The sequence below is a fragment of the Pseudomonas agarici genome (assembly GCF_001543125.1).
Classification (GTDB): domain Bacteria; phylum Pseudomonadota; class Gammaproteobacteria; order Pseudomonadales; family Pseudomonadaceae; genus Aquipseudomonas; species Aquipseudomonas agarici.
The window spans coordinates 453,470-474,282 of the sequence record NZ_CP014135.1 but is presented as its reverse complement, the minus strand read 5'-3'; the positions used below and the strand labels follow the sequence as shown (position 1 = coordinate 474,282).

The window sequence follows — 20,813 nt, the reverse complement described above, 5'->3', positions numbered from 1 at the left end:
TCATTGTCAGCGGAATTTTTCCAGACTGCAGCTGATCTTGGATCCATCATTTGTTTCGGGGCGCCGTGGGCCTGATTGCTCTGGCGATTGCGTTTTTTTGTCGTACCGAGCGTGATCGGGCTTTAGGCTTTACTGCTACCGGACTCGGTTCATTCGCCGGGCGGGTCCTTAGGTCCGGACAAGGCGGTTTCTGCCGCAGCCTTGCGGGCGAGGCGGGCGCTCTTGATGCGACGCCAACTCCAGAGGAGCAGGCCGATCACCAGCAGGCCGCCCAACACCCATAGCTCGTATTTCTTTACGCTGCCCAGCAAACCTTCGAGCATTGCGCCGAAGTGATAGGCGGCGGCGGCGAGGGCTGCCGCCCAGATCGCCGCGCCGATGCCGTTGAGCAGCAGGTAGCGTCCGGGTGGATAACCCGACAGGCCAATCGCCACTGGCATGACTGTGCGCAGGCCGTAGACGAAGCGAAAGCTCAGCACCCAGATGTCCGGATGACGGCGAATATGCTCCAGCGCCCGGTCGCCCATCATTTGCCAGCGCGGTTTACGCGCCAATAACTTGCGGCCGTGCCGGCGCCCCAGGAAATACCACAGCTGGTCACCGGCATAGCTGCCGAAGAAAGCCACGATAACCACCAGGTTGATGTCCATGTATCCGCGGAACGCGAGGAAGCCGGCGAGTACCAAAATGGTCTCACCTTCGAAAAACGTGCCGAGAAACAGGGCGAAGTAACCGAAGTCCTGCAAAAATTGTTGGAGCATTGTCTGGATGCTGGCGAAATGAACGCGCAGCCTAACCCTTCGACGACACAGAGGAAAGTGTCCAAATGTGTCTCGACGTTAACATTTCCTACAAGGGCGGCGCGTGCGATGCTCGGTCGCAAGAGCAGCACAACCGTCATTCCTTCGTCATAATGGCCACCTATAACTGCCATGCTCGCCCGCCCGCGCGGGCTCAAGGAGTCTGCCATGAGCTTTACCCTCGCCCATCGCCTGTTTCCCGCCACTCGCCTGCGCCGCAATCGTCGCGATGATTTTTCTCGGCGCCTGGTACGTGAGAATATTCTGACTGTCGACGATCTGATCCTGCCGGTGTTCGTGCTGGATGGCGAAAATCGTCGTGAAACGGTGGCCTCGATGCCGGGCGTTGAACGCCTGAGCATTGATCTGTTGCTCGAAGAAGCGGCTAAATGGGTCGAACTGGGGATCCCCGCGCTGGCATTGTTCCCGGTCACGCCGCCAACGTTGAAGTCGCTGGATGGCGCCGAGGCCTGGAACCCGCAAGGCATTGCCCAGCGCGCCACCCGCGCTTTGCGTGCACGGTTCCCGGAACTTGGGGTGATCACCGACGTGGCCCTGGACCCGTTCACCACCCACGGCCAGGACGGTATCCTCGACGAGCAAGGCTATGTCCAGAACGATATTACCGTCGATGCGCTGGTCAAACAGGCGCTGTCCCATGCCGAAGCCGGCGCCCAGGTGGTCGCCCCCTCGGATATGATGGACGGACGTATCCAGGCCATTCGCGAGGCCCTGGAATTGGCTGGCCACGTCAATGTGCGGATCATGGCCTACTCGGCAAAATACGCCAGCGCCTACTATGGGCCGTTCCGTGATGCGGTCGGTTCGGCGCTGAACCTGGGCAAGGCGAACAAGGCCTCGTACCAGATGGACCCGGCCAACAGCGATGAAGCCTTGCACGAAGTGGCCGCCGATCTGGCTGAAGGTGCCGATATGGTCATGGTCAAGCCGGGCATGCCGTACCTGGATATCCTTTACCGGGTCAAAGATGAATTCAAGGTGCCGACCTTTGTCTATCAGGTCAGCGGCGAATATGCCATGCACATGGCGGCGATCCAGAATGGTTGGTTGAATGAAGGGGTGATTCTCGAATCCCTGACCGCCTTTAAACGTGCTGGCGCCGATGGCATCCTGACGTATTTTGCCGTTCGTGCCGCTCAATTGCTACGAGAGCAAAAATAGCCCTCACAGGAACACTCGATGAATACCGAAGGACTCAGAGAAGTTGAAGTAAAAGACGCTCAGTCGGTGGTGGGGCAGATTGCCGAAACCCCACCGGAGCTGGAGCCCGTGCAAGTGGTGGCCGAGGCGCCACATGTGGCGGTGCCGTCGGCGGTGGCGACTCCCAGCCTGGATGACAGCAGCCTGTACATCCACCGCGAGCTGTCGCAACTGCAGTTCAACATCCGCGTGCTGGAGCAGGCGCTGGACGAGTCCTATCCGTTGCTGGAGCGGCTCAAGTTCCTGCTGATCTTCTCCAGTAACCTGGACGAGTTTTTCGAGATTCGCGTCGCCGGGTTGAAGAAGCAGATCACGTTCGCCCGCGAGCAGGCCGGCGCCGATGGCCTGCAGCCGCATCAGGCCCTGGCGCGCATCAGCGAGCTGGTGCACGGCCACGTCGACCGCCAGTACGCGATCCTCAACGATATCCTGTTGCCGGAACTGGAAAAACACCAGGTACGCTTTATCCGTCGCCGTTATTGGACCATCAAGCTCAAGACCTGGGTGCGCCGCTATTTCCGCGACGAGATCGCACCGATCATCACGCCCATCGGCCTCGACCCGACGCACCCGTTTCCATTGCTGGTGAACAAGAGCCTGAACTTTATCGTCGAGCTTGAGGGTATCGACGCCTTCGGTCGCGATTCCGGCCTGGCGATCATTCCGGCCCCGCGCTTGCTACCGAGGATCATCAAGGTACCTGAGGAGGTAGGAGGGGCGGGCGATAATTATGTATTTCTCTCGTCGATGATCCACGCCCACGCCGACGACCTATTTCAGGGCATGAAGGTCAAGGGTTGCTACCAGTTCCGTCTGACCCGCAACGCCGATCTGGCGCTGGACTCCGAGGATGTCGAAGACCTGGCCCGGGCCTTGCGCGGCGAGTTGTTCTCCCGTCGTTACGGCGATGCGGTGCGCCTGGAAGTCGCCGACACCTGCCCAAAACATCTGTCGGACTACCTGCTCAAGCAGTTCAACCTGTCCGAGACCGAGCTGTACCAGGTCAACGGTCCGGTGAACCTGACCCGGCTGTTCAGTATTACCGGCCTGGACAGTCATCCGGAGCTGCAATACACGCCGTTCACTCCGCAGATTCCCAAGTTGCTGCAGAACAGCGAGAATATCTTCAGCGTGATCAGCAAGCAGGACATCTTGTTGCTGCACCCGTTCGAGTCTTTTACACCGGTGGTCGACCTGCTGCGCCAGGCCGCCAAGGACCCGCATGTCCTGGCTGTGCGCCAGACCCTGTACCGCAGCGGCGCCAACTCGGAAATCGTCGATGCCCTGGTGGATGCCGCGCGTAACGGCAAGGAAGTCACGGTGGTGATCGAATTGCGCGCACGCTTCGACGAAGAGTCCAACCTGCAACTGGCCAGTCGTCTGCAAGCGGCCGGAGCGGTGGTGATCTACGGTGTGGTCGGTTTCAAGACCCACGCCAAGATGATGCTGATCCTACGTCGCGAAGCCGGTGAGATTGTCCGCTATGCGCATCTGGGTACCGGTAACTATCACGCCGGCAACGCCCGCCTGTACACCGACTACAGCCTGCTGACCTCCGACGATGCGCTGTGCGAGGACGTCGGCAAGCTGTTCAGTCAGTTGATCGGCATGGGCAAGACCCTGCGCATGAAGAAGTTGCTGCATGCGCCGTTCACGCTCAGGAAGGGCATGCTCGACATGATTGCCCGGGAAACCCAGTTCGCCGTCGACGGCAAGTCGGCGCACATCATCGCCAAGTTCAATTCGCTGACCGATCCGAAGATTATTCGTGCGCTGTACAAGGCCAGCCAGTGCGGCGTGCGTATCGATCTGGTGGTGCGTGGCATGTGCTGCCTGCGGCCGGGCATTGCCGGGGTCTCGCACAATATCCAGGTGCGCTCGATCATCGGCCGCTTCCTGGAACACACCCGGGTATTCTACTTCCTCAACGGCGGCGAGGAGCAGATGTTCCTGTCCAGCGCGGACTGGATGGAGCGCAACCTCGATAAGCGCGTCGAGACCTGCTTCCCGGTAGAGGGCAAGAAATTGATCCTGCGGGTCAAGAAGGAACTGGAAAGTTATCTCACTGATAACACGCATAGCTGGAGCTTGCAGTCGGACGGGCGCTACATCCGTAACACGCCGACCGGCAACCAGAACGCTCGCAGCGCCCAGGCGTTCTTGCTCGATCGCCTGAGCAACCCGATCCTCAGTGTACGTTGAGGACGATACTGACTCGGGTCAGCCACTCCGCTTCCAGCGCGAAGTCGGCCTGAGTCAGTTGGTTCTGCTCCAGCCAGCCCTTGGGAAACACTACATCCAGGCTATCGCCGTGGGCACGCAAGACGACCTGCGGCATTTCCTGGGTGCCACGGATGTGGTGGAACAGGATCGCGAAGCGCAACAAGACGCACAAGCGAATCAGCTTGGTGCCGTCATTGCCGAACTCGGCAAACTTGTCCTTGGGAATATTACGTCGGTGGCCGCGTACCAGTAGTGCCAGCATTTGCTGGTCTTCCCGTGAGAAACCGGCCAGGTCGGAGTGCTCGATCAGGTAGGCGCCGTGCTTGTGGTACTGGTAGTGGGCGATATCCAAGCCCACCTCGTGAACCTTGGCGGCCCAGCCCAGCAGCTCGCGCCAGACTCCGGCATCCAGCTCCCAGGCTTCGGCCACCTGGTCGAAGGCGTGCAGCGCCTTGTGCTCGACCCGTGCCGCCTGTTCCACATCGACGTGATAACGCTCCATCAGCGAGGTGAGGGTGCGTTCGCGCACGTCTTCGTGGTGATGACGGCCCAGCAGGTCATAGAGCACGCCTTCGCGCAAGGCGCCGTCGCAGTGATCCATGCGCCGCAGGTCGAGGGCGTCGAAGATCGCCTCGAGAATCGCCAAGCCGGCGGGGAAGATAGTCCGGCGGTCAGGCTTGATGCCCTCAAAGTCGATTTTCTCGGCATCGCCGAGCTTGAACAGCTTGCGCTTGAGCCAGGCCAGGCCTTCGACATTGACCTCGCCGCTGCCGTGGCCGCCGGCCTTCAGTGCCAGGCCAATGGCGCGGATGGTCCCGGAAGAGCCGATAGCCTCGTCCCAGGTTAGGCGATGCAGAGCATGTTCGATGCTCATGATTTCCAGGCGCGCTGCCGTGTAAGCCTGGGCATAGCGCGCCGCAGTGATCTTGCCGTCGCGAAAATAACGCTGGGTATAGCTGACGCAGCCCATCTGCAGGCTTTCGCGCAACAGTGGCTCGAAGCGCTGACCGATGATGAATTCGGTACTGCCGCCGCCGATATCGGCGACCAGGCGCTTGCCTGGGGTGTCGGCGAGGGTGTGGGAGACACCGAGGTAAATCAACCGGGCCTCTTCGCGGCCGGAAATGACTTCCACCGGGTGGCCAAGGATATCTTCGGCGCGATGAATGAACTCCGCCCGGTTGCGCGCCTCGCGCAGGGCGTTGGTGCCGACGATCCGCACGGCACCCAGGGGCATGCCGTTGATCAGTTGGGCAAAGCGTTTCAGGCAATCAAGCCCGCGTTGCATCGATTCTTCGCTGAGCTTGCGCTCTTCATCGATACCGGCGGCCAGTTGAACCTTTTCGCCGAGCCGCTCCAGAATGCGGATTTCACCGTTCTGGGCCTTGGCCACGACCATATGGAAGCTGTTCGAACCCAGGTCGATAGCGGCGATCAGAGAAAGATTCTTGGCTTGAGAATGCGGCATGGTTGAAGGATCTCGGTCGATAACCCGGCCATCGTGCCACGATCGACCGTCGCCGCCAACGGATGGTGTTTGAGGTTTGTTGGATCCGCTTTTTTTACGCAGGTGGGCAGGAAGAATCGGTTTCACTTTTATTTTATCCCGAGATGCCGCATTGCGCATGGGGATTGCTTTTGTCATGCCCGGACGACATTTGCACGATGGGCGTGCAACCTGGCGGTGTTCGGCCATACTCAGACTCTTGGAGTACCATAGTTAGACTCAATCATCTGCGGCTTCCTGTACGTAGGAAGGGCGGCTATGATGGGCTACGTTTTTTTTTGGCTCACAACCCCGGAGACATCCATGAGCAGCGATCTTATCAAGCACGTCACCGACGCGAGCTTTGAAGCAGAAGTCCTGAAGTCTGAAGACTCTGTTTTGGTTGACTACTGGGCTGAGTGGTGCGGCCCCTGCAAAATGATCGCTCCGGTCCTGGACGAGATCGCCAGGGACTACAAAGGCAAGCTGATCGTCGCCAAACTGAATATCGACGACAACCAGGAAACTCCGGCCAAGTACGGCGTGCGTGGCATCCCGACGCTGATGCTGTTCAAGAAGGGCAACCCCGAGGCGACCAAGGTTGGCGCCCTGTCGAAGTCGCAGTTACAAGCTTTTCTCGACTCCAACATCTAAGCATCGTTCGGCTGTCATCAGAAAGCCTCGCAAATTGCGGGGCTTTTTCGTTAAAAGGGGCTAGACGCTCCGAAAGCCAGGTGTTACATTCGGCCCCGCACTGGTTTCTCCATTGCCCCCTGCAAGCCGTCGCCGACGCTCTCCTTTTCGAACAAGTACGCGATCCTGTCGCCTTCTCCGCGGCGCGGCCTCATTAAGCCAAAAGCTTAGTTTCCCCCCTCCATAAATGATTACGTCATTCCTATATGAATCTGACTGAACTCAAGCAAAAGCCGATTACCGAACTGCTCGAATTGGCCGAACAGATGGGCATAGAAAATATGGCCCGTTCGCGCAAGCAGGATGTGATTTTCTCCCTGCTGAAAAAGCACGCAAAAAGCGGCGAGGAAATCTCCGGTGATGGTGTGCTGGAGATCCTCCAGGACGGCTTCGGCTTTCTCCGCTCTTCCGATGCGTCCTACCTGGCCGGCCCGGACGACATCTACGTCTCGCCCAGCCAGATCCGCCGCTTCAACTTGCGCACCGGTGACACTATCGTCGGCAAGATCCGCCCTCCGAAGGAAGGCGAGCGTTATTTCGCCCTGCTCAAGGTCGACACGATCAACTACGATCGTCCGGAAAATGCCAAGAACAAGATTCTCTTCGAGAACCTGACGCCACTGTTCCCGACTGTACGTATGAAGATGGAAGCCGGTAACGGTTCCACCGAGGACTTGACCGGTCGCGTGATCGACCTTTGCGCTCCAATCGGCAAGGGTCAGCGTGGCCTGATCGTGGCACCGCCGAAAGCGGGTAAGACGATCATGCTGCAGAACATCGCGGCGAACATCACCCGCAACAACCCGGAAGTGCACCTGATCGTGCTGCTGATCGATGAGCGTCCGGAAGAAGTGACCGAAATGCAGCGCACCGTGCGCGGCGAAGTGGTTGCCTCGACGTTCGACGAGCCACCGACCCGTCACGTGCAGGTGGCTGAAATGGTGATCGAGAAGGCTAAGCGCCTGGTCGAGCACAAGAAGGACGTGGTGATCCTGCTCGACTCCATCACCCGTCTGGCCCGTGCCTACAACACCGTGATCCCGAGCTCCGGCAAGGTCCTGACCGGTGGTGTCGATGCCCATGCTCTGGAGAAACCGAAGCGTTTCTTCGGTGCCGCGCGCAATATCGAAGAAGGCGGCTCGCTGACCATTATCGCCACCGCGCTGGTTGAAACCGGCTCGAAGATGGACGAAGTGATCTACGAAGAGTTCAAGGGTACCGGCAACATGGAACTGCCGCTGGACCGCAAGATCGCTGAAAAGCGCGTCTTCCCGGCAATCAACATCAACCGTTCCGGCACCCGTCGCGAGGAGTTGCTGACTGCCGACGACGAGCTGCAGCGCATGTGGATCCTGCGCAAGCTGCTGCATCCGATGGATGAAGTGGCGGCCATCGAGTTCCTGGTCGATAAGTTGAAACAGACCAAGACCAACGATGAGTTCTTCCTGTCGATGAAGCGCAAGTAAGACGGCGCTTCAGGTCAAGGAGAACAGCGCTCCCGGCGTCACAATTTCGCCAGGGCTGAGCCTGCACGCCAGACCCTTTATCAGGTCGAGGTCAGGCTCAGGTCAATAGCATGGCCCCGAAGAAGCGCTTTTCGAGAGATGCGCCTGGCCATAGACGCATCTGGAGGGTGGGGTCGTCAAGGAAGAAAAGAGTGGGTGATCGGTGGATGCACGATTAAAAACTCGACTACGCTGCTTCTCGTCGTATTTCCTATTTGAACTGGGTGGCTTGGGCGGATGAGCACTCTTGCCTACCGGCGGGACATTGACGGCTTGCGTGCGGTAGCGGTCATCGCAGTTGTGCTGTTTCATTTTGATGTTCCAGGGTTCACTGGAGGTTTCGTCGGTGTCGACGTATTTTTCGTGATCTCCGGCTACCTCATCACCTCGCTCATTTGGCGCGATCGCCAGGGCGGACGTTTCAGTCTTGTCGAGTTCTGGGCTCGGCGCGCCCGGCGTATCCTGCCGGCGTTGTTCGCCATGATGCTGGCGAGCTTGGTGGCGGGGTGGTTTTTGCTGGCCCCCAAGGACTATGACGAGTTGGGGCATTCAATTCGTTACCAGGTGATCTTCACGTCCAACCTGCTGTTCGCGCGCCAAGATGGCTATTTCGATGTGGCCTCCGATCTCAAACCGCTGTTGCATACGTGGTCGTTATCGATTGAGGAGCAGTTCTACGTCATTTTCCCGCCCCTGCTGATATTGCTGTCGAGTCGGTTGAAATATTGGCGCACGGCGTTGTTCCTGTTGCTGCTGATGTCCTTTGCCATGAATCAGTGGGCACTGAGCGACTCTCCGCAAAAAGCTTTTTTTCTTTTGCACATGCGAGCTTGGGAGTTGCTGGCGGGCGCGTTGCTGGCGGTGTCGCCTTGTGGGCGGCGTGTGAACCCTCTGCAAGCACAGGCTGTCAGCTTGCTCGGTCTGGGGCTGATTCTGGTGGCGGTGTTGGGTTATCAGTCAAGCACGCCCTTTCCTGGGGCTGCGGCCTTATTGCCTGTAGTGGGCGCGATTTGCCTGATCTGGGCCAACGGCCAGCAGACGACTCTGGTAGGACAGCTACTGGGCAGTCGTTTGCCGGTGGGCATCGGATTGATTTCCTACTCGTGGTACCTGTGGCATTGGCCGGTGCTGGTCTTCGGCAAGTATGCCAGCGTTTACGGCCTTGGCTCTTGGGGGCTTGGCGTCTTGTTCATTTTGAGTCTGGTGCTGAGCTATGGGGCCTGGCGGTTTGTCGAGGTGCCGTTTCGTGAGCGACGGTGGCTGGCGGACAATCGGCGCATCCTGGTGGCGTCGGGCATGGCAATCCTCGGCTTGGGGCTGGTGGGGAGAAGCCTGGGCTGGACCGAGGGCATCCCTTGGCGACTGTCGCCCCAGGCACTGCAATATGCCGAGGCACGCATCTGGAGTCCCGAGCTGATGAAGTGTCTGTGGGATGACAAGAAAAACGACCGCCAGTTCTGCCATTTCGGCCTGCAATCTCAAGCGGCGCGTGCGCTGGTCTGGGGTGACAGCCATTCTGCGGCCTTGATTCCTGCTTTGGAAAATGAGGCGCGCGAGCACAACGTCAATATTACCCAGGCAAGCTATGCCGGGTGCTTGCCGTTCCACAGGCGCGAAAGCAGCGCCGGTTGTACGCGTTTCAATCAGCGTGTCAGTCAGGCACTGAATGAGGAGAAGTACAGCGACGTGGTGTTGGCCGCGCGCTGGAGCCTGTACGTCTACGGGCTGCCTTCGGGTGACACCAGGCCGGCGCTGATAAACCCGATGACCGGAAAGTACCAGCGTGCCGTCGCCGAGCGGCGTTTCGCCGAAGGCATGGGCACTCTGGTGCGGCAGTTGCGCGCCGCTGGCCATCGGGTCTGGTTGGTCAAGGAAGTGCCCCTGCAAGACTTCAGCGTGCCTTATCGTCTCAGTCGCCTGGCGATGATGGGATTGCCCACCCACACTGAGCGCCTGCCTCTGGCGGAGCATCAGCGACGCTTGGCCTATATCGATGCACTGTTCCTACAACTGGCGGCTGCCGATCCCGAGGTGAAGTTGTTGGATCCCGCGCTGAAGTTGTGTAGTGCTATCGATGGTTGCCGTGTCGAACTCGATGGCCGCTCGTTGTACACCGACGATAATCATCTCTCCGACGTGGGATCACGATATGTCGAGGAGTTCCTTGAGCCGTTGTTCATCACCCTGCGCGATCAAACCGTGGCGGGGCGTCTTTAGTGGGCGGTGCTTGTCCATGGCATGCAATAAGCTGCCAGCGGCCGTAAGAGCAGGTAGGATGTACGCCTATTTTACGGGTGGCAGGGCTAATGAAATTCAAGGATCTTCGGGATTTCGTGCGGCAACTTGAGCAGCACGGAGAGTTGAAACGTATCCAGGTGCCGGTTTCGCCAATCCTGGAAATGACTGAGATTTGCGACCGTACCTTGCGAAAAAAAGGCCCGGCGCTGTTGTTCGAGAAACCCACGGGTTTTGATATCCCGGTACTCGGCAACCTGTTCGGCACGCCGGAGCGCGTGGCCCGGGGCATGGGGGCCGATAGCGTCGGCGAGCTGCGGGAAATCGGCAAGCTGCTGGCGTTTCTCAAGGAGCCCGAGCCGCCCAAGGGGCTGAAGGACGCCTGGTCCAAGCTGCCCATCTTCCGCAAGATCATCGCCATGGCGCCCAAGGTGGTCAAGGACGCGGTCTGCCAGGAAGTGGTCATCGAAGGCGATGATGTCGACTTGGGCATGCTGCCTGTGCAGCATTGCTGGCCGGGTGATGTCGCGCCGCTGATCACCTGGGGCCTGACGGTCACCAAGGGGCCGAACAAGGAGCGTCAGAACCTCGGCATCTATCGCCAGCAGGTGATCGCCCGCAACAAGGTGATCATGCGCTGGCTCAGTCACCGTGGCGGCGCGCTGGACTATCGTGAGTGGTGCGAAAAGCATCCGGGTCAGCCGTTTCCGGTATCTGTGGCCCTGGGCGCGGATCCGGCGACCATTCTCGGCGCGGTCACGCCGGTGCCGGACAGCCTGTCCGAGTACGCTTTTGCCGGTCTGCTGCGGGGCAATCGCACCGAATTGGTGAAATGCCGCGGCAACGACCTGCAGGTCCCGGCCACTGCGGAAATCGTCCTGGAGGGTGTGATTCATCCGGGCGAAATGGCCCCGGAAGGACCCTATGGCGACCACACCGGCTACTACAACGAAGTCGACAGCTTCCCGGTGTTCACCGTCGAACGCATCACTCACCGGATCAAGCCGATCTACCACAGCACCTACACTGGGCGGCCCCCGGATGAGCCGGCCATCCTCGGCGTGGCGCTGAACGAAGTGTTTGTGCCGATCCTGCAGAAGCAGTTCCCGGAAATCACCGACTTCTACTTGCCGCCTGAAGGCTGTTCGTACCGCATGGCCGTGGTGACCATGAAAAAGTCATATCCGGGTCACGCCAAGCGCGTGATGCTGGGTGTCTGGTCGTTTTTGCGACAGTTCATGTATACCAAGTTCGTTATTGTCACCGACGACGATATCAATGCCCGTGACTGGAATGACGTGATCTGGGCCATTACCACGCGCATGGACCCCAAGCGCGACACGGTGCTGATCGACAACACGCCGATCGACTACCTCGACTTCGCTTCGCCGGTTTCTGGGCTGGGTTCGAAGATGGGGCTGGATGCCACTCACAAGTGGCCTGGCGAAACCACGCGCGAGTGGGGCCGGGTGATCGTCAAGGATGAGGCCGTGACTCGGCGGATCGATGCCATTTGGAATCAGTTGGGAATAGATTGATGCGTGTGACCTTGCAGCCCTGCGGAGCGGTGCTTGAGATACGGCCCGGCGAACGAATTCTCGATGGCGCCCGGCGATTGGGCTACGACTGTCCGCAAAGCTGTCGCAATGGCAACTGCCATGTCTGCGCCGCGTTGCTGGTGGAAGGGCGGATCGAGCAGGCGGGCAATGTGCTTGACCATGGCGAGTTCTACACCTGTATTGCCGAACCTCTTGAGGATTGCAGGGTGCTCTGGGATGGTGTTCTCGCCCAGGGCGAGCTGCCGGTGCGTCGCTTGGCGTGTCAGTTGATCGAGTGTGCTCACGTTGGCGGCGATGTCTGGCGGGTTCGCCTGCGGGCACCGGCGGGCAAGCCGCCGCGTTATCACGCTGGGCAGTACCTGATGATCGAGCGCGACAACGGTGAGAAATCGGCGTTTTCCCTGGCCTCGGCGCCCCATGCCGGGCGCGATCTGGAGCTGCATGTGTTGGTGCGCGAAACCAGTGCGCGAAGCCTGATCGAGCAATTGCAGCGCAACGGGATGGCACGGGTCGAGTTGCCGTTCGGCGATGCCCACCTGGCGGAGTTGCCGGACGGCCCGCTGGTGCTGATCGCTGCGAGCACGGGCATGGCGCAGATGCACGGCTTGATCGAGCACTGCCGCTCCACGGGCTTCCAGCATCCGGTGCATCTGTACTGGGGCGTGCGCCGGCCCGAAGACTTCTACGAACTGGAGCGCTGGGAAGAGTGGAAGACGCTGCCCAACCTGTTCCTGCACAAGGTGGTCAGTGATCCGTGCGGCTGGGACGGTCGGTGCGGGATGTTGCACGAGGCCGTCTGTGAGGATATCGCCGACCTGTCGGGCGTGCACGTCTATGCCGGTGGTTCACCGGCGATGATCTATGCGACGCTGGACGCTCTGGTCGAGGCGGGAATGGATGCGCACCAGATGCGCGCCGACGTGTTTGCTTACGCTCCCAGGCCCTGAATACGCCGGGCAGTCAGGCAGAGCATCTGCCGAGCGGCTTGTCGGAGCGGCGCCTCGCCCCTCGTCACGGTCATCCTCAGGCGCGCCGCAGATTCTTCAGAACCGCACACCCGTGGTGATCATCGCCGCATTCAAGCCCAGGAACACCAGTTCAGTGGCCAGCGGCCCGTAATGGGCACCGACCGAGGGAATGATCACCGGCGCCACGCCCAAGCGATTCAACGGAATCTTGTCGCGATACTCGCCACGATATCCTTGCAGCAGCCCTCCCGTCACCTTCGCATACAGCGGAAAACGCGAGCTGTCGTAACGCTGGCCGATATAGCCATAGTACGACCGCTGGCTGAACGAGTTACGAAAGGTCGCCGCGCCATACATCCGACCGGAGGTTTCATGACGCTCCAGGCCGATCAGGTCCTGGCGATTGTTGTGCTCGGGATCTGGCGAGTAGTGCCGGGTGTACAGGCTGGTCTGGGCGTACCAGAAGCCTTTTTCCTGGGGTGCCTGCTGTGCGGCGTGCGCTATACCGGTCGATCCCAGTAGTAGGGCGAGAGCCGTAATGATAGTCGATGTGTTCATGAGGGTTAGCCTTTCGTGCACGGCAATTAAAGAGGTGGCCGTTATACGAAGCTAGACACTGGGTTGTCAGGCTCTGGAATCTGAAAGGGACGTAGGGATTTTTACCAATTCTGCGTTTAGCGTATATATATGCTATTCAGATATTTATTTTATTTGTTTCATGTCATTAAACTATATATCGTTGGGCTATCGGCTATTGATCTGCCAATCAGCATCACAATGATCGATGCCGTTCCCTATATGGATCCATTGTGCCGGGCTACAGCCACAACCACCGTTCTGGCGGACCAGCTACCAGGCCGATGCAATCGACAACCAGTAGCCGGAACTCAGTGCCTACGCCAACCGGCTGGCGATATGAGCTATGGCACTTATTCGCCGTACAGTTACAGCGATGTGTTCTATTACAGGTAAAGTGACTTACAACTGGTAACTATTCAGGAGCCCCTCCGATTCGTTATGGCTGCCCTAGATCCTGCGTTGTTGAGTTTGACCTATCCGCCGCGCCTTGAGCTGGGGGCGCAGCTGACCCACGAACAATTGCTCAGCTCGATGCAAGCCACCATGGCCCGACACAAGGGCGGACCGGTCTGGCTGTTCGCCTATGGTTCGCTGATCTGGCGCCCGGAGTGTTCGGCGACGGAGCGAGTGCGCGCACGGATACACGGTTATCACCGTGGCCTGTACCTGTGGTCGCACGAGCATCGCGGTACGCCGGAGTTGCCGGGGCTGGTGTTCGGGCTGGATCGCGGCGGCTCCTGTAGTGGCTTTGCCTATCGGCTGTCGGAGGAGCAATTGGAGGCATCGCTCTATGCCTTGTGGCAGCGGGAGATGCCCGTGCCTTCCTATCGTCCGCACTGGCTCAATTGCCGGTTGGAAAATGGCCAGGTGGTCCAGGCGTTGGGCTTTGTGTTGGAACGGCACCTGCCCAGCTATGCCGGCAACCTCCCCGACAGTGTGCTGACCCAGGTGCTACAGAGTGCCTGCGGGCGCTACGGCAGCACTCGTGACTATGTCGAGCAGACCGCTAGCGCCTTGCGCAGCCACGCCATGCCGGATCGTAATCTGGAAGCGCGGCTCAAGCGCTGCCGGTCAGGCGCGCTTTAGGCACGACGTTACCGCCGTTCCAGCCGAAATGGTCAGCGGTATGGCCAGCGGTGGCTTAGCGAGCTCCCGTCCCGGCGTTTCGGCAGCGCCGAAGGCGTTGCACAGTACGGCTTTCATTGGACTATTTCTTTGGCAGTGATGGCCGATAAGTGTAGGTGTGTGACTCAATGGGTCAACGAGCATGCCCTGGCCTGATAGTCGGTTATAAGCGTTGTGCCTGGGTTCGACGGCAGGGATCTCAGGTATCCGACTTGAGCTAACCAGCTAACCGTATAGGCCACTAGGCCGCAAACCAGTTAAGGAGCGAATTGTGAACAGGTGGATTATGTTGATGTTGGCCTTGTCGCTACCGATGGCGGCAATGGCGCAAGAGGCCAAGGAGGGTGAGGCGGCTGTCCCCAAGGTCAGCTATATCAGCCTGACGCCACCGTTTGTCGGCAACTATGGCTTGGACGGTAGCCCCAAGCTCAAGGTCTATAAGGCCGATGTTGCCTTGCGTGTGACCGGTGACGCCGCGGCTCAGGCGGTCAAGGCCAATGAGCCGTTGATCCGTAACCAGTTGGTGGCGCTGTTTGCCCAGCAGAGCGTGGAGTCGATGATCAATGTCGACGCCAAGGAAAAGATGCGTCAGGAGGCCCTAAAGCAGGTCCAGCAGGTGCTGAGCGACGAGACCGGTAAACCGCAGGTGGAAGATCTGTTGTTCAATAACCTGATCGTGCAGTAATCCGAAACCGGTAGTGCCTGGTCCTGCCCCGTCGCGGGCTTGCCGGAATGCCGCAAAGCCGCGAAAAGGCCAGCCGATTCAACGCAAGGCCAGGATGGCTGCCCATTGCTCCGGTGTGACCGGCATCACCGACAGCCGACTGCCTTTGTGGACCAACGGCATCTGCTCAAGTGCCGCCTGCTGTTTCAGATAGCTGAGACTGAGCACTTTGGCGAAGGTCTCCACATGGCCGACCTGTAGCGCGCTCCAAGGATTTTTCTCGGCGGTGGCTTTCGGGTCGTGATAATGGCTTTGCCGATCCAGCGCTGTCGGGTCCGGGTAGGCCGCCTCGACGATTGTGCCGATGCCGGCGATCCCCGGTTCCGGACAACTGGAGTGATAGAAGAAGAATGGGTCGCCGACCGCCATCGCCCGCATGAAATTGCGCGCCTGATAGTTGCGCACGCCGTCCCAGCGGGTCTCGCCGAGTTTGGCCAATCCTTCGATGGAGAGTTCGTCCGGCTCGGATTTCATCAGCCAATAGGCCATGATTTTACTCCTTGGGTAGTTTGTCGGGCAGTTTCTTGCACAAACCGACAGTCGGTTGACGTCAGTGTTTGCGTAGTGGTTCACGTTATCGCAAAATAGCGGGATTTTAAGCTTGACGCTGCTGCACGGCCTATAACAAGAAACCGCTGCTGTCATCGTATGTCATTTGCCTAGGGGGGCAATCGATGAAACGCAAACCGGATTTACTATGGATTTTGGTTATTTTGTTCGGTTTGGGCGTGGTAACTACGGGTTACGCACAAGGCCTGTGGTCCAGTAAGAAAGACGCTCCGGTTGAAATCCTCCAGCACCAGCCTCAGCAGTCGACCCTGTTCAAGCGCTGATCCCGCCCAAGGCCGTTGCCCTCTTCAGTGATGCCTGTACAGTGCCTCGCTTATTGCGCGATGTACCAGGCACTGTCGCTGACCGTTCCCTGCAATGGCACGTCCCAGGTGGCTTGGTGCAGCTTCTCGACTTTCTGGCATTCATGGGCCAGCCCTAGCAGTATCGGCTTGCGCCAGCTCCGGCGGCGGGACTGGTAGGCCAGGCTGCGGTCGTAAAAACCGCCGCCCATGCCCAACCGTCCACCCAACGCATCGAAACCTACCAGTGGCAACAATACCAGGTCGAGCGCCCAGACCTTGCGCTGCGCTGCCGGATTGATCCGTGGCTCAAGGATGCGGAAGCGATTGGGGTGGAGCTTTTCGCCTGGGCGAATCCGCTGGAACACCATCTTGGTCCGTGGCCAGGCACTCAGCACCGGCAGATAGGTGTGCTTGCCGCGCCGCTGAGCTTCACGCAGCAGCAGGCGCGGATCGATTTCACCGTCGCAGGGCAGGTACAGGGAGAGATGGCGGGCGCGGCGAAACAGCGGGTGTTGCGCCAGTTGTCGATACAGGCCGCGCGCGGCCTGGTGTTGTTCGCCGGGCGTGAGGGCGCGGCGGGCCTTGCGTAGCAGCCGTCGAAGTTGCGGTCGGGAAAGCGGCGCAGGTTCGCTCATGGGATCGGGCTGTCGGCAATCCAGGACGGCGGCTCATGAAAGACCAATGCCGGTGCGATGTCCGGCATTGGGCGATAATTCAGGCTCCCCGACGTAGCGCTGTCGGCTTAGCCCTTGAACCCGAAAGTTCAAGGTGGAAGTTACAGTAGACCTTAAGGCTTTCCGTCTAGCGGACATGCACACCGGCCCAACGTGTAACACCCAGGGTAGTGCGAATCGGCTCAGGGACATCACCAACTGGCAAGTACTCCAGGGAGTGACGCTAGTATACCTGAAAGTGACCGTGGGAATCAGCCTTTGCTGGCATCCGAATCGGAAGACAGCACCAGATCCACCCGATCCAGCAGGTCGCGCACCTGTTCGCGCGTCGAGCCAGTGGCCTGCACGTCAGGGCGTTCCTGCTTGTGCAGCAGGTCATGGGTAATGTTCAGCGCGGCCATCACGGCAATGCGATCGGCCCCGATGACTTTGCCGCTGCCGCGGATTTCGCGCATCTTGCCGTCCAGGTAATGGGCGGCGCTGACCAGGTTGCTGCGTTCTTCCTGGGGGCAGATGATCGAATACTCTTTGTCGAGGATCTGCACGGTAACGTTATTGCTTGAACTCATGAGTCTTGCTCCAGGGCCTTGAGGCGCGAAATCATCGATTCGACCTTACGCCGGGCGATTTCGTTCTTTTCAATAAGGTGTGCGCGCTCCTCGCGCCAGGTTTTTTCCTGAGCTAGTAGGAGTCCGTTTTGGCTTTTAAGTTGCTCGACCCGGTTAATCAGCAGTTCGAGTCTGGCCATCAGCGCGTGCAGGTCGGTGTCTTCCATTCGTTAATCTACTTTGGTGTGCACTGAATATGACTGATGAGCAGCAGGTTTTGTACGAAAACCGCTTGCGCAACGATCATGCCGCGTTAAAAACAGGCTCGCCTGATCGCTGCTCGGCGAGTTTTCGTACAACCCCTGGCGCCTGGCAAGAGCGGCGCTTGGCAAACGAGTTGTGCGCCTTGATGGTCTTGGCGTGTCCCCGAATGCTAGGATACAAGGCCTTCATTCTAGACATTGCGCCGTTCGGCGCCTAGCCGCCCATGCCTACTCAGAATTCCCCGTACAACGCCTTTGCCACCCTGTTGAACACCAGCGGTCATCCGGTCTCGCCTGCCGAACTGCACGGGCTATTGCTCGGTCGCAGCTGTGCCGGTGCTGGCTTTGAAGCCGACAGTTGGCTGGTGGATGCCGCCGAACTGCTCGAAGGCGAACCGCAGGACAACGTGCGCAATGCCCTGATCGGCTTGCAGGAGATGGTCAAGGGCGAGCTTACCAGTGACGACATGACCGTTGTCCTGCTGCTGCCGAGCGATGATGCGCCGTTGACCGAGCGGGCGATTGCCCTGGGTCAATGGTGTCAGGGTTTCCTCGCCGGTTTCGGCCTGACCTACCGCGCCAATGCCCTGAGCATCGAGGCCACTGAGGTGCTGCAGGACCTCGCTGCCATTGCGCAGGTCCAGGACGCGCTGGAAGAGTCCGACGACGGCGAGAACGATTACATGGAGGTCATGGAATACCTGCGTGTCGCACCGTTGCTGCTGTTCACTGAGGTCAACAAATCGATTGAACCGGCTGCCAAGCCTTCGTTGCACTAAGCCAGGACAGGGAGCTCCTTCTGCCCATGATTCATATTCCTAAAGCAGAATACGCCCGGCGCCGCAAGGCGTTGATGGTGCAGATGGAACCCAACAGCATCGCGATCCTGCCGGCCGCCGCAGTAGCGATCCGCAACCGCGATGTCGAGCATGTCTACCGCCAAGACAGCGATTTCCAATACCTCAGCGGTTTCTCCGAGCCTCAGGCAGTGATTGTGCTGATTCCCGGGCGCGCCCACGGTGAATATGTACTGTTCTGCCGTGAGCGCAATGTCGAACGCGAACTTTGGGATGGCTTGCGCGCTGGACAGGAAGGTGCGATCCGCGATTTCGGCGCGGACGATGCCTTCCCTATCAGCGATATCGACGACATCCTGCCGGGCCTTATCGAAGGGCGCGACCGGGTCTATTCGGCCATGGGCAGCCACCCGGAGTTCGACCGGCACCTGATGGACTGGATCAATGTGATCCGCTCCAAGGCGCATCTCGGTGCGCAACCGCCGAAAGAATTCGTTGCCTTGGATCATCTGCTGCACGACATGCGCCTGTATAAATCGGCGGCGGAAGTGAAAGTGATGCGCGAGGCTGCGACGATTTCCGCCCGTGCCCATGTGCGGGCTATGCAGGCCTGCCGGGCCGGGTTGCACGAGTTCAGCCTGGAGGCCGAGCTGGATTACGAGTTCCGCAAGGGCGGGGCGAAAATGCCAGCCTACGGCTCCATCGTCGCCGCTGGGCGCAACAGTTGCATCCTGCACTACCAGCAGAATGACGCGTTGCTCAAGGACGGTGACCTGGTGCTGATCGACGCCGGCTGTGAGATCGACTGTTATGCCAGCGATATAACCCGTACCTGGCCGATCAACGGCAAGTTCTCGCCCGAGCAAAAAGCGATCTATGAGTTGGTGCTGGCGGCCCAGGAAGCGGCGTTCGCGCAGATCGCCCCGAACAAGCATTGGAATCAGGCGCACGAAGCCACGGTGCGGGTGATTACCGGCGGGCTGGTGGCGTTGGGGCTGTTGCACGGCGATGTCGAGGAGTTGATCGACAGCGAGGCCTACAAGGCTTTCTACATGCACCGCGCCGGCCACTGGCTGGGGATGGATGTGCATGATGTCGGCGAGTACAGGGTCGGCGGCGAATGGCGCGTGCTGGAGGTCGGTATGGCGCTGACGGTGGAGCCGGGCATCTACATTTCTCCGGACAACCAGGACGTAGCGAAGAAATGGCGCGGCATAGGCGTGCGCATCGAGGACGATGTCGTGGTGACTAAGCAGGGGTGTGAAATCCTGACCGGCGGTGTACCCAAGACCGTCGCCGAAATCGAGGCGCTGATGGCTGCGGCTCGGGCCGACGCAGCATGAGCCGGATCAATCTGGCGATCATCGGCGGCGGCCTGGTCGGCGCCAGCCTGGCGCTGGCGTTGCAGGCCGGAGCCAAAGCCCGTGGCTGGAAGATTGTGTTGATCGAGCCCTTCGCCCCTGGCGACAGTTATCAGCCAAGCTATGATGCCCGCTCCTCGGCGTTGTCCTTCGGTGCCCGGCAGATCTACGAGCGCCTTGGCTTGTGGCAATCGATTACCCAGCGGGCCGAGCCGATCAAGCAGATTCATGTGTCCGATCGCGGGCGATTTTCCACGGCACGGCTGTCGGCCAGTGAAGAAGGGGTGCCGGCCCTGGGCTACGTGGTCGAGAACGCCTGGCTCGGCCAATGCCTCTGGCAGGGGTTGGACCAGGCAGTGGTCAGTTGGCGTTGCCCGGCCGAGGTCACCCGCCTGCAGCCGCTGGAAGACAGCTACCGCCTGACCCTCAACGATGAAACCCTGCTCGATTGCGATCTGGTGGTGCTGGCCGATGGTGGTCGCTCCGGCCTGCGCGAGCAACTGGGCATCGGTGTGCGCAGGCGACCGTACAACCAGAGTGCGTTGATTGCCAATATTTCGCCGAGCGAACCCCATCACGGCATGGCTTTCGAGCGGTTTACCGATGAAGGGCCGATGGCGTTGCTGCCGTTGCCGGACAATCGCTGTGCGCTGATCTGGACCCGTCTCGGGATGGACGCCCGGCGACTCGCGGAACTGGACGAGCGCAGCTTCCTCAGTGAATTGCAGGGCGTGTTCGGTTATCGTCTCGGTACCTTGAAACAGGTGGGCGCCCGGCATCTGTACCCACTGACACTGGTGGAAGCCGAAGAGCAGGTCCGTCCACACCTGGTTGTGCTGGGTAATGCAGCCCACAGCCTGCACCCGATTGCCGGGCAGGGCTTCAACCTGTCCCTGCGCGATGCCCAGGCGCTGGCGGATACCCTGCTGACCAGTGAAGCGGTACCAGGCGACTTCGCCACCCTGCGCGGCTATCAGGAGCGCCAGCGCCTGGACCAGACGCTGACCGTCGGCTTCTCGGACCAGGTCACCCGGCTGTTCGGCAGTGCCCGGCCATGGGTTGCCCTGGGGCGCAATCTCGGTCTGCTCGGCCTCGACCTGCTGCCCCCGGCCAAGCGCTGGTTTGCCCGGCAGGCCATGGGCCTGGGGACCCGTTCCGATGGCTAGGACCCACACCTCGAACCCTGCAGGAGTCGTCA

Annotated in this window: 20 protein-coding genes and 1 other RNA gene; 13 read left to right on the top strand and 8 right to left on the bottom strand. The window is 59.8% G+C overall.

Annotated features, from left to right (window positions below):
• Positions 1-149 precede the first annotated feature (149 nt).
• Positions 150-761 (bottom strand): DedA family protein, encoded by a 612-nt coding sequence (locus AWM79_RS02205; RefSeq protein ID WP_017130584.1) that lies wholly within the window; start codon positions 759-761, stop codon positions 150-152.
• A 207-nt stretch (positions 762-968) separates the two neighbouring features.
• Between AWM79_RS02205 and hemB the strand changes: the two genes are divergently transcribed.
• Positions 969-1,982: a porphobilinogen synthase gene (gene hemB, locus AWM79_RS02200; RefSeq protein WP_017130583.1), complete on the top strand. Its 1,014-nt coding sequence runs from the start codon at positions 969-971 to the stop codon at positions 1,980-1,982.
• 18 nt (positions 1,983-2,000) lie between these two features.
• The gene (ppk1, locus tag AWM79_RS02195; protein ID WP_060782046.1) at positions 2,001-4,223 is read left to right on the top strand and encodes a polyphosphate kinase 1; all 2,223 of its coding nucleotides are present in this window, start codon (positions 2,001-2,003) and stop codon (positions 4,221-4,223) included.
• Here the strand turns inward: ppk1 and ppx are convergent.
• Positions 4,210-5,712 (bottom strand): exopolyphosphatase, encoded by a 1,503-nt coding sequence (gene ppx, locus AWM79_RS02190; protein WP_060782045.1) that lies wholly within the window; start codon positions 5,710-5,712, stop codon positions 4,210-4,212. The genes ppk1 and ppx overlap by 14 nt on opposite strands.
• Before the next feature lie 342 nt (positions 5,713-6,054).
• On the opposite strand from ppx, the gene trxA reads away from it, so the two are divergent.
• The 5 genes from trxA to AWM79_RS02165 all read left to right on the top strand — a co-directional run bounded on the left by trxA (position 6,055) and on the right by AWM79_RS02165 (position 12,669).
• Positions 6,055-6,384, top strand: a complete 330-nt coding sequence (gene trxA / locus AWM79_RS02185) for a thioredoxin TrxA (protein ID WP_017130580.1) — start codon at positions 6,055-6,057, stop codon at positions 6,382-6,384.
• 245 nt (positions 6,385-6,629) lie between these two features.
• Positions 6,630-7,889 carry a transcription termination factor Rho gene (rho, locus tag AWM79_RS02180; RefSeq protein ID WP_017125454.1) on the top strand — a complete coding sequence of 420 codons (1,260 nt, stop codon included), beginning with the start codon at positions 6,630-6,632 and terminating at the stop codon, positions 7,887-7,889.
• A 276-nt stretch (positions 7,890-8,165) separates the two neighbouring features.
• Positions 8,166-10,145, top strand: coding sequence for an acyltransferase family protein (locus tag AWM79_RS02175; RefSeq protein ID WP_060782044.1), 1,980 nt, complete (start codon positions 8,166-8,168; stop codon positions 10,143-10,145).
• An 89-nt stretch (positions 10,146-10,234) separates the two neighbouring features.
• Positions 10,235-11,701: a 4-hydroxy-3-polyprenylbenzoate decarboxylase gene (gene ubiD / locus AWM79_RS02170; protein WP_017130577.1), complete on the top strand. Its 1,467-nt coding sequence runs from the start codon at positions 10,235-10,237 to the stop codon at positions 11,699-11,701.
• Positions 11,701-12,669 carry a CDP-6-deoxy-delta-3,4-glucoseen reductase gene (locus AWM79_RS02165; RefSeq protein WP_060782043.1) on the top strand — a complete coding sequence of 323 codons (969 nt, stop codon included), beginning with the start codon at positions 11,701-11,703 and terminating at the stop codon, positions 12,667-12,669. Before ubiD ends, AWM79_RS02165 begins: the two co-directional genes overlap by 1 nt.
• Positions 12,670-12,765: 96 nt before the next feature.
• Here the strand turns inward: AWM79_RS02165 and AWM79_RS02160 are convergent, their stop codons facing one another.
• Positions 12,766-13,248, bottom strand: coding sequence for a hypothetical protein (locus AWM79_RS02160; protein WP_060782042.1), 483 nt, complete (start codon positions 13,246-13,248; stop codon positions 12,766-12,768).
• A 459-nt stretch (positions 13,249-13,707) separates the two neighbouring features.
• Here AWM79_RS02160 and AWM79_RS02155 point away from each other — a divergent pair, with 459 nt between their 5' ends.
• The gene (locus AWM79_RS02155; protein WP_060782041.1) at positions 13,708-14,355 is read left to right on the top strand and encodes a gamma-glutamylcyclotransferase; all 648 of its coding nucleotides are present in this window, start codon (positions 13,708-13,710) and stop codon (positions 14,353-14,355) included.
• A gap of 310 nt (positions 14,356-14,665) precedes the next feature.
• On the top strand, positions 14,666-15,079 hold the full coding sequence (locus AWM79_RS02150) for a flagellar basal body-associated protein FliL (protein WP_086009290.1): 414 nt from the start codon (positions 14,666-14,668) through the stop codon (positions 15,077-15,079).
• A 78-nt stretch (positions 15,080-15,157) separates the two neighbouring features.
• Here the strand turns inward: AWM79_RS02150 and AWM79_RS02145 are convergent, their stop codons facing one another.
• Entirely contained in the window at positions 15,158-15,607 is a 450-nt protein-coding gene (locus AWM79_RS02145) for an EVE domain-containing protein (RefSeq protein ID WP_060782040.1), read from the bottom strand.
• A gap of 185 nt (positions 15,608-15,792) precedes the next feature.
• Here AWM79_RS02145 and AWM79_RS24800 point away from each other — a divergent pair, with 185 nt between their 5' ends.
• On the top strand, positions 15,793-15,951 hold the full coding sequence (locus AWM79_RS24800; RefSeq protein ID WP_017130571.1) for a hypothetical protein: 159 nt from the start codon (positions 15,793-15,795) through the stop codon (positions 15,949-15,951).
• Between the two features lie 50 nt (positions 15,952-16,001).
• On the opposite strand, the gene AWM79_RS02140 is transcribed toward AWM79_RS24800, so the two are convergent.
• From AWM79_RS02140 to AWM79_RS02125, 4 genes are all read right to left on the bottom strand, one after another.
• Positions 16,002-16,607 (bottom strand): 5-formyltetrahydrofolate cyclo-ligase, encoded by a 606-nt coding sequence (locus tag AWM79_RS02140; protein ID WP_060782039.1) that lies wholly within the window; start codon positions 16,605-16,607, stop codon positions 16,002-16,004.
• 81 nt (positions 16,608-16,688) lie between these two features.
• Positions 16,689-16,866: non-coding RNA, 6S RNA (gene ssrS, locus AWM79_RS02135), on the bottom strand.
• A gap of 31 nt (positions 16,867-16,897) precedes the next feature.
• Positions 16,898-17,215 (bottom strand): cell division protein ZapA, encoded by a 318-nt coding sequence (locus tag AWM79_RS02130; protein ID WP_060782038.1) that lies wholly within the window; start codon positions 17,213-17,215, stop codon positions 16,898-16,900.
• A complete protein-coding gene (locus AWM79_RS02125; RefSeq protein WP_017130568.1) occupies positions 17,212-17,421 on the bottom strand; it encodes a TIGR02449 family protein in 210 nt (69 codons plus the stop codon). Before AWM79_RS02125 ends, AWM79_RS02130 begins: the two co-directional genes overlap by 4 nt.
• Positions 17,422-17,681: 260 nt before the next feature.
• On the opposite strand from AWM79_RS02125, the gene AWM79_RS02120 reads away from it, so the two are divergent.
• From AWM79_RS02120 to ubiH, 3 genes are read left to right on the top strand one after another with little or no spacing between them, the layout of a single operon-like run.
• A complete protein-coding gene (locus AWM79_RS02120) occupies positions 17,682-18,236 on the top strand; it encodes a YecA/YgfB family protein (protein ID WP_017130567.1) in 555 nt (184 codons plus the stop codon).
• A 26-nt stretch (positions 18,237-18,262) separates the two neighbouring features.
• Positions 18,263-19,597: a Xaa-Pro aminopeptidase gene (gene pepP / locus AWM79_RS02115; RefSeq protein ID WP_017130566.1), complete on the top strand. Its 1,335-nt coding sequence runs from the start codon at positions 18,263-18,265 to the stop codon at positions 19,595-19,597.
• Positions 19,594-20,781 (top strand): 2-octaprenyl-6-methoxyphenyl hydroxylase, encoded by a 1,188-nt coding sequence (gene ubiH, locus AWM79_RS02110; protein ID WP_060782037.1) that lies wholly within the window; start codon positions 19,594-19,596, stop codon positions 20,779-20,781. Before pepP ends, ubiH begins: the two co-directional genes overlap by 4 nt.
• Positions 20,782-20,813 lie beyond the last annotated feature (32 nt).

Excerpts from the sequence above, each read along its gene's own strand:
- AWM79_RS02205 (WP_017130584.1), bottom strand. The coding sequence starts at position 761 with ATGCTCCAACAATTTTTGCAGGACTTCGGTTACTTCGCCCTGTTTCTC.
- hemB (WP_017130583.1), top strand. The coding sequence starts at position 969 with ATGAGCTTTACCCTCGCCCATCGCCTGTTTCCCGCCACTCGCCTGCGC.
- ppk1 (WP_060782046.1), top strand. The coding sequence starts at position 2,001 with ATGAATACCGAAGGACTCAGAGAAGTTGAAGTAAAAGACGCTCAGTCG.
- ppx (WP_060782045.1), bottom strand. The coding sequence starts at position 5,712 with ATGCCGCATTCTCAAGCCAAGAATCTTTCTCTGATCGCCGCTATCGAC.
- trxA (WP_017130580.1), top strand. The coding sequence starts at position 6,055 with ATGAGCAGCGATCTTATCAAGCACGTCACCGACGCGAGCTTTGAAGCA.
- rho (WP_017125454.1), top strand. The coding sequence starts at position 6,630 with ATGAATCTGACTGAACTCAAGCAAAAGCCGATTACCGAACTGCTCGAA.
- AWM79_RS02175 (WP_060782044.1), top strand. The coding sequence starts at position 8,166 with ATGAGCACTCTTGCCTACCGGCGGGACATTGACGGCTTGCGTGCGGTA.
- ubiD (WP_017130577.1), top strand. The coding sequence starts at position 10,235 with ATGAAATTCAAGGATCTTCGGGATTTCGTGCGGCAACTTGAGCAGCAC.
- AWM79_RS02165 (WP_060782043.1), top strand. The coding sequence starts at position 11,701 with ATGCGTGTGACCTTGCAGCCCTGCGGAGCGGTGCTTGAGATACGGCCC.
- AWM79_RS02160 (WP_060782042.1), bottom strand. The coding sequence starts at position 13,248 with ATGAACACATCGACTATCATTACGGCTCTCGCCCTACTACTGGGATCG.
- AWM79_RS02155 (WP_060782041.1), top strand. The coding sequence starts at position 13,708 with ATGGCTGCCCTAGATCCTGCGTTGTTGAGTTTGACCTATCCGCCGCGC.
- AWM79_RS02145 (WP_060782040.1), bottom strand. The coding sequence starts at position 15,607 with ATGGCCTATTGGCTGATGAAATCCGAGCCGGACGAACTCTCCATCGAA.
- AWM79_RS24800 (WP_017130571.1), top strand. The coding sequence starts at position 15,793 with ATGAAACGCAAACCGGATTTACTATGGATTTTGGTTATTTTGTTCGGT.
- AWM79_RS02140 (WP_060782039.1), bottom strand. The coding sequence starts at position 16,607 with ATGAGCGAACCTGCGCCGCTTTCCCGACCGCAACTTCGACGGCTGCTA.
- AWM79_RS02130 (WP_060782038.1), bottom strand. The coding sequence starts at position 17,215 with ATGAGTTCAAGCAATAACGTTACCGTGCAGATCCTCGACAAAGAGTAT.
- AWM79_RS02125 (WP_017130568.1), bottom strand. The coding sequence starts at position 17,421 with ATGGAAGACACCGACCTGCACGCGCTGATGGCCAGACTCGAACTGCTG.
- AWM79_RS02120 (WP_017130567.1), top strand. The coding sequence starts at position 17,682 with ATGCCTACTCAGAATTCCCCGTACAACGCCTTTGCCACCCTGTTGAAC.
- pepP (WP_017130566.1), top strand. The coding sequence starts at position 18,263 with ATGATTCATATTCCTAAAGCAGAATACGCCCGGCGCCGCAAGGCGTTG.
- ubiH (WP_060782037.1), top strand. The coding sequence starts at position 19,594 with ATGAGCCGGATCAATCTGGCGATCATCGGCGGCGGCCTGGTCGGCGCC.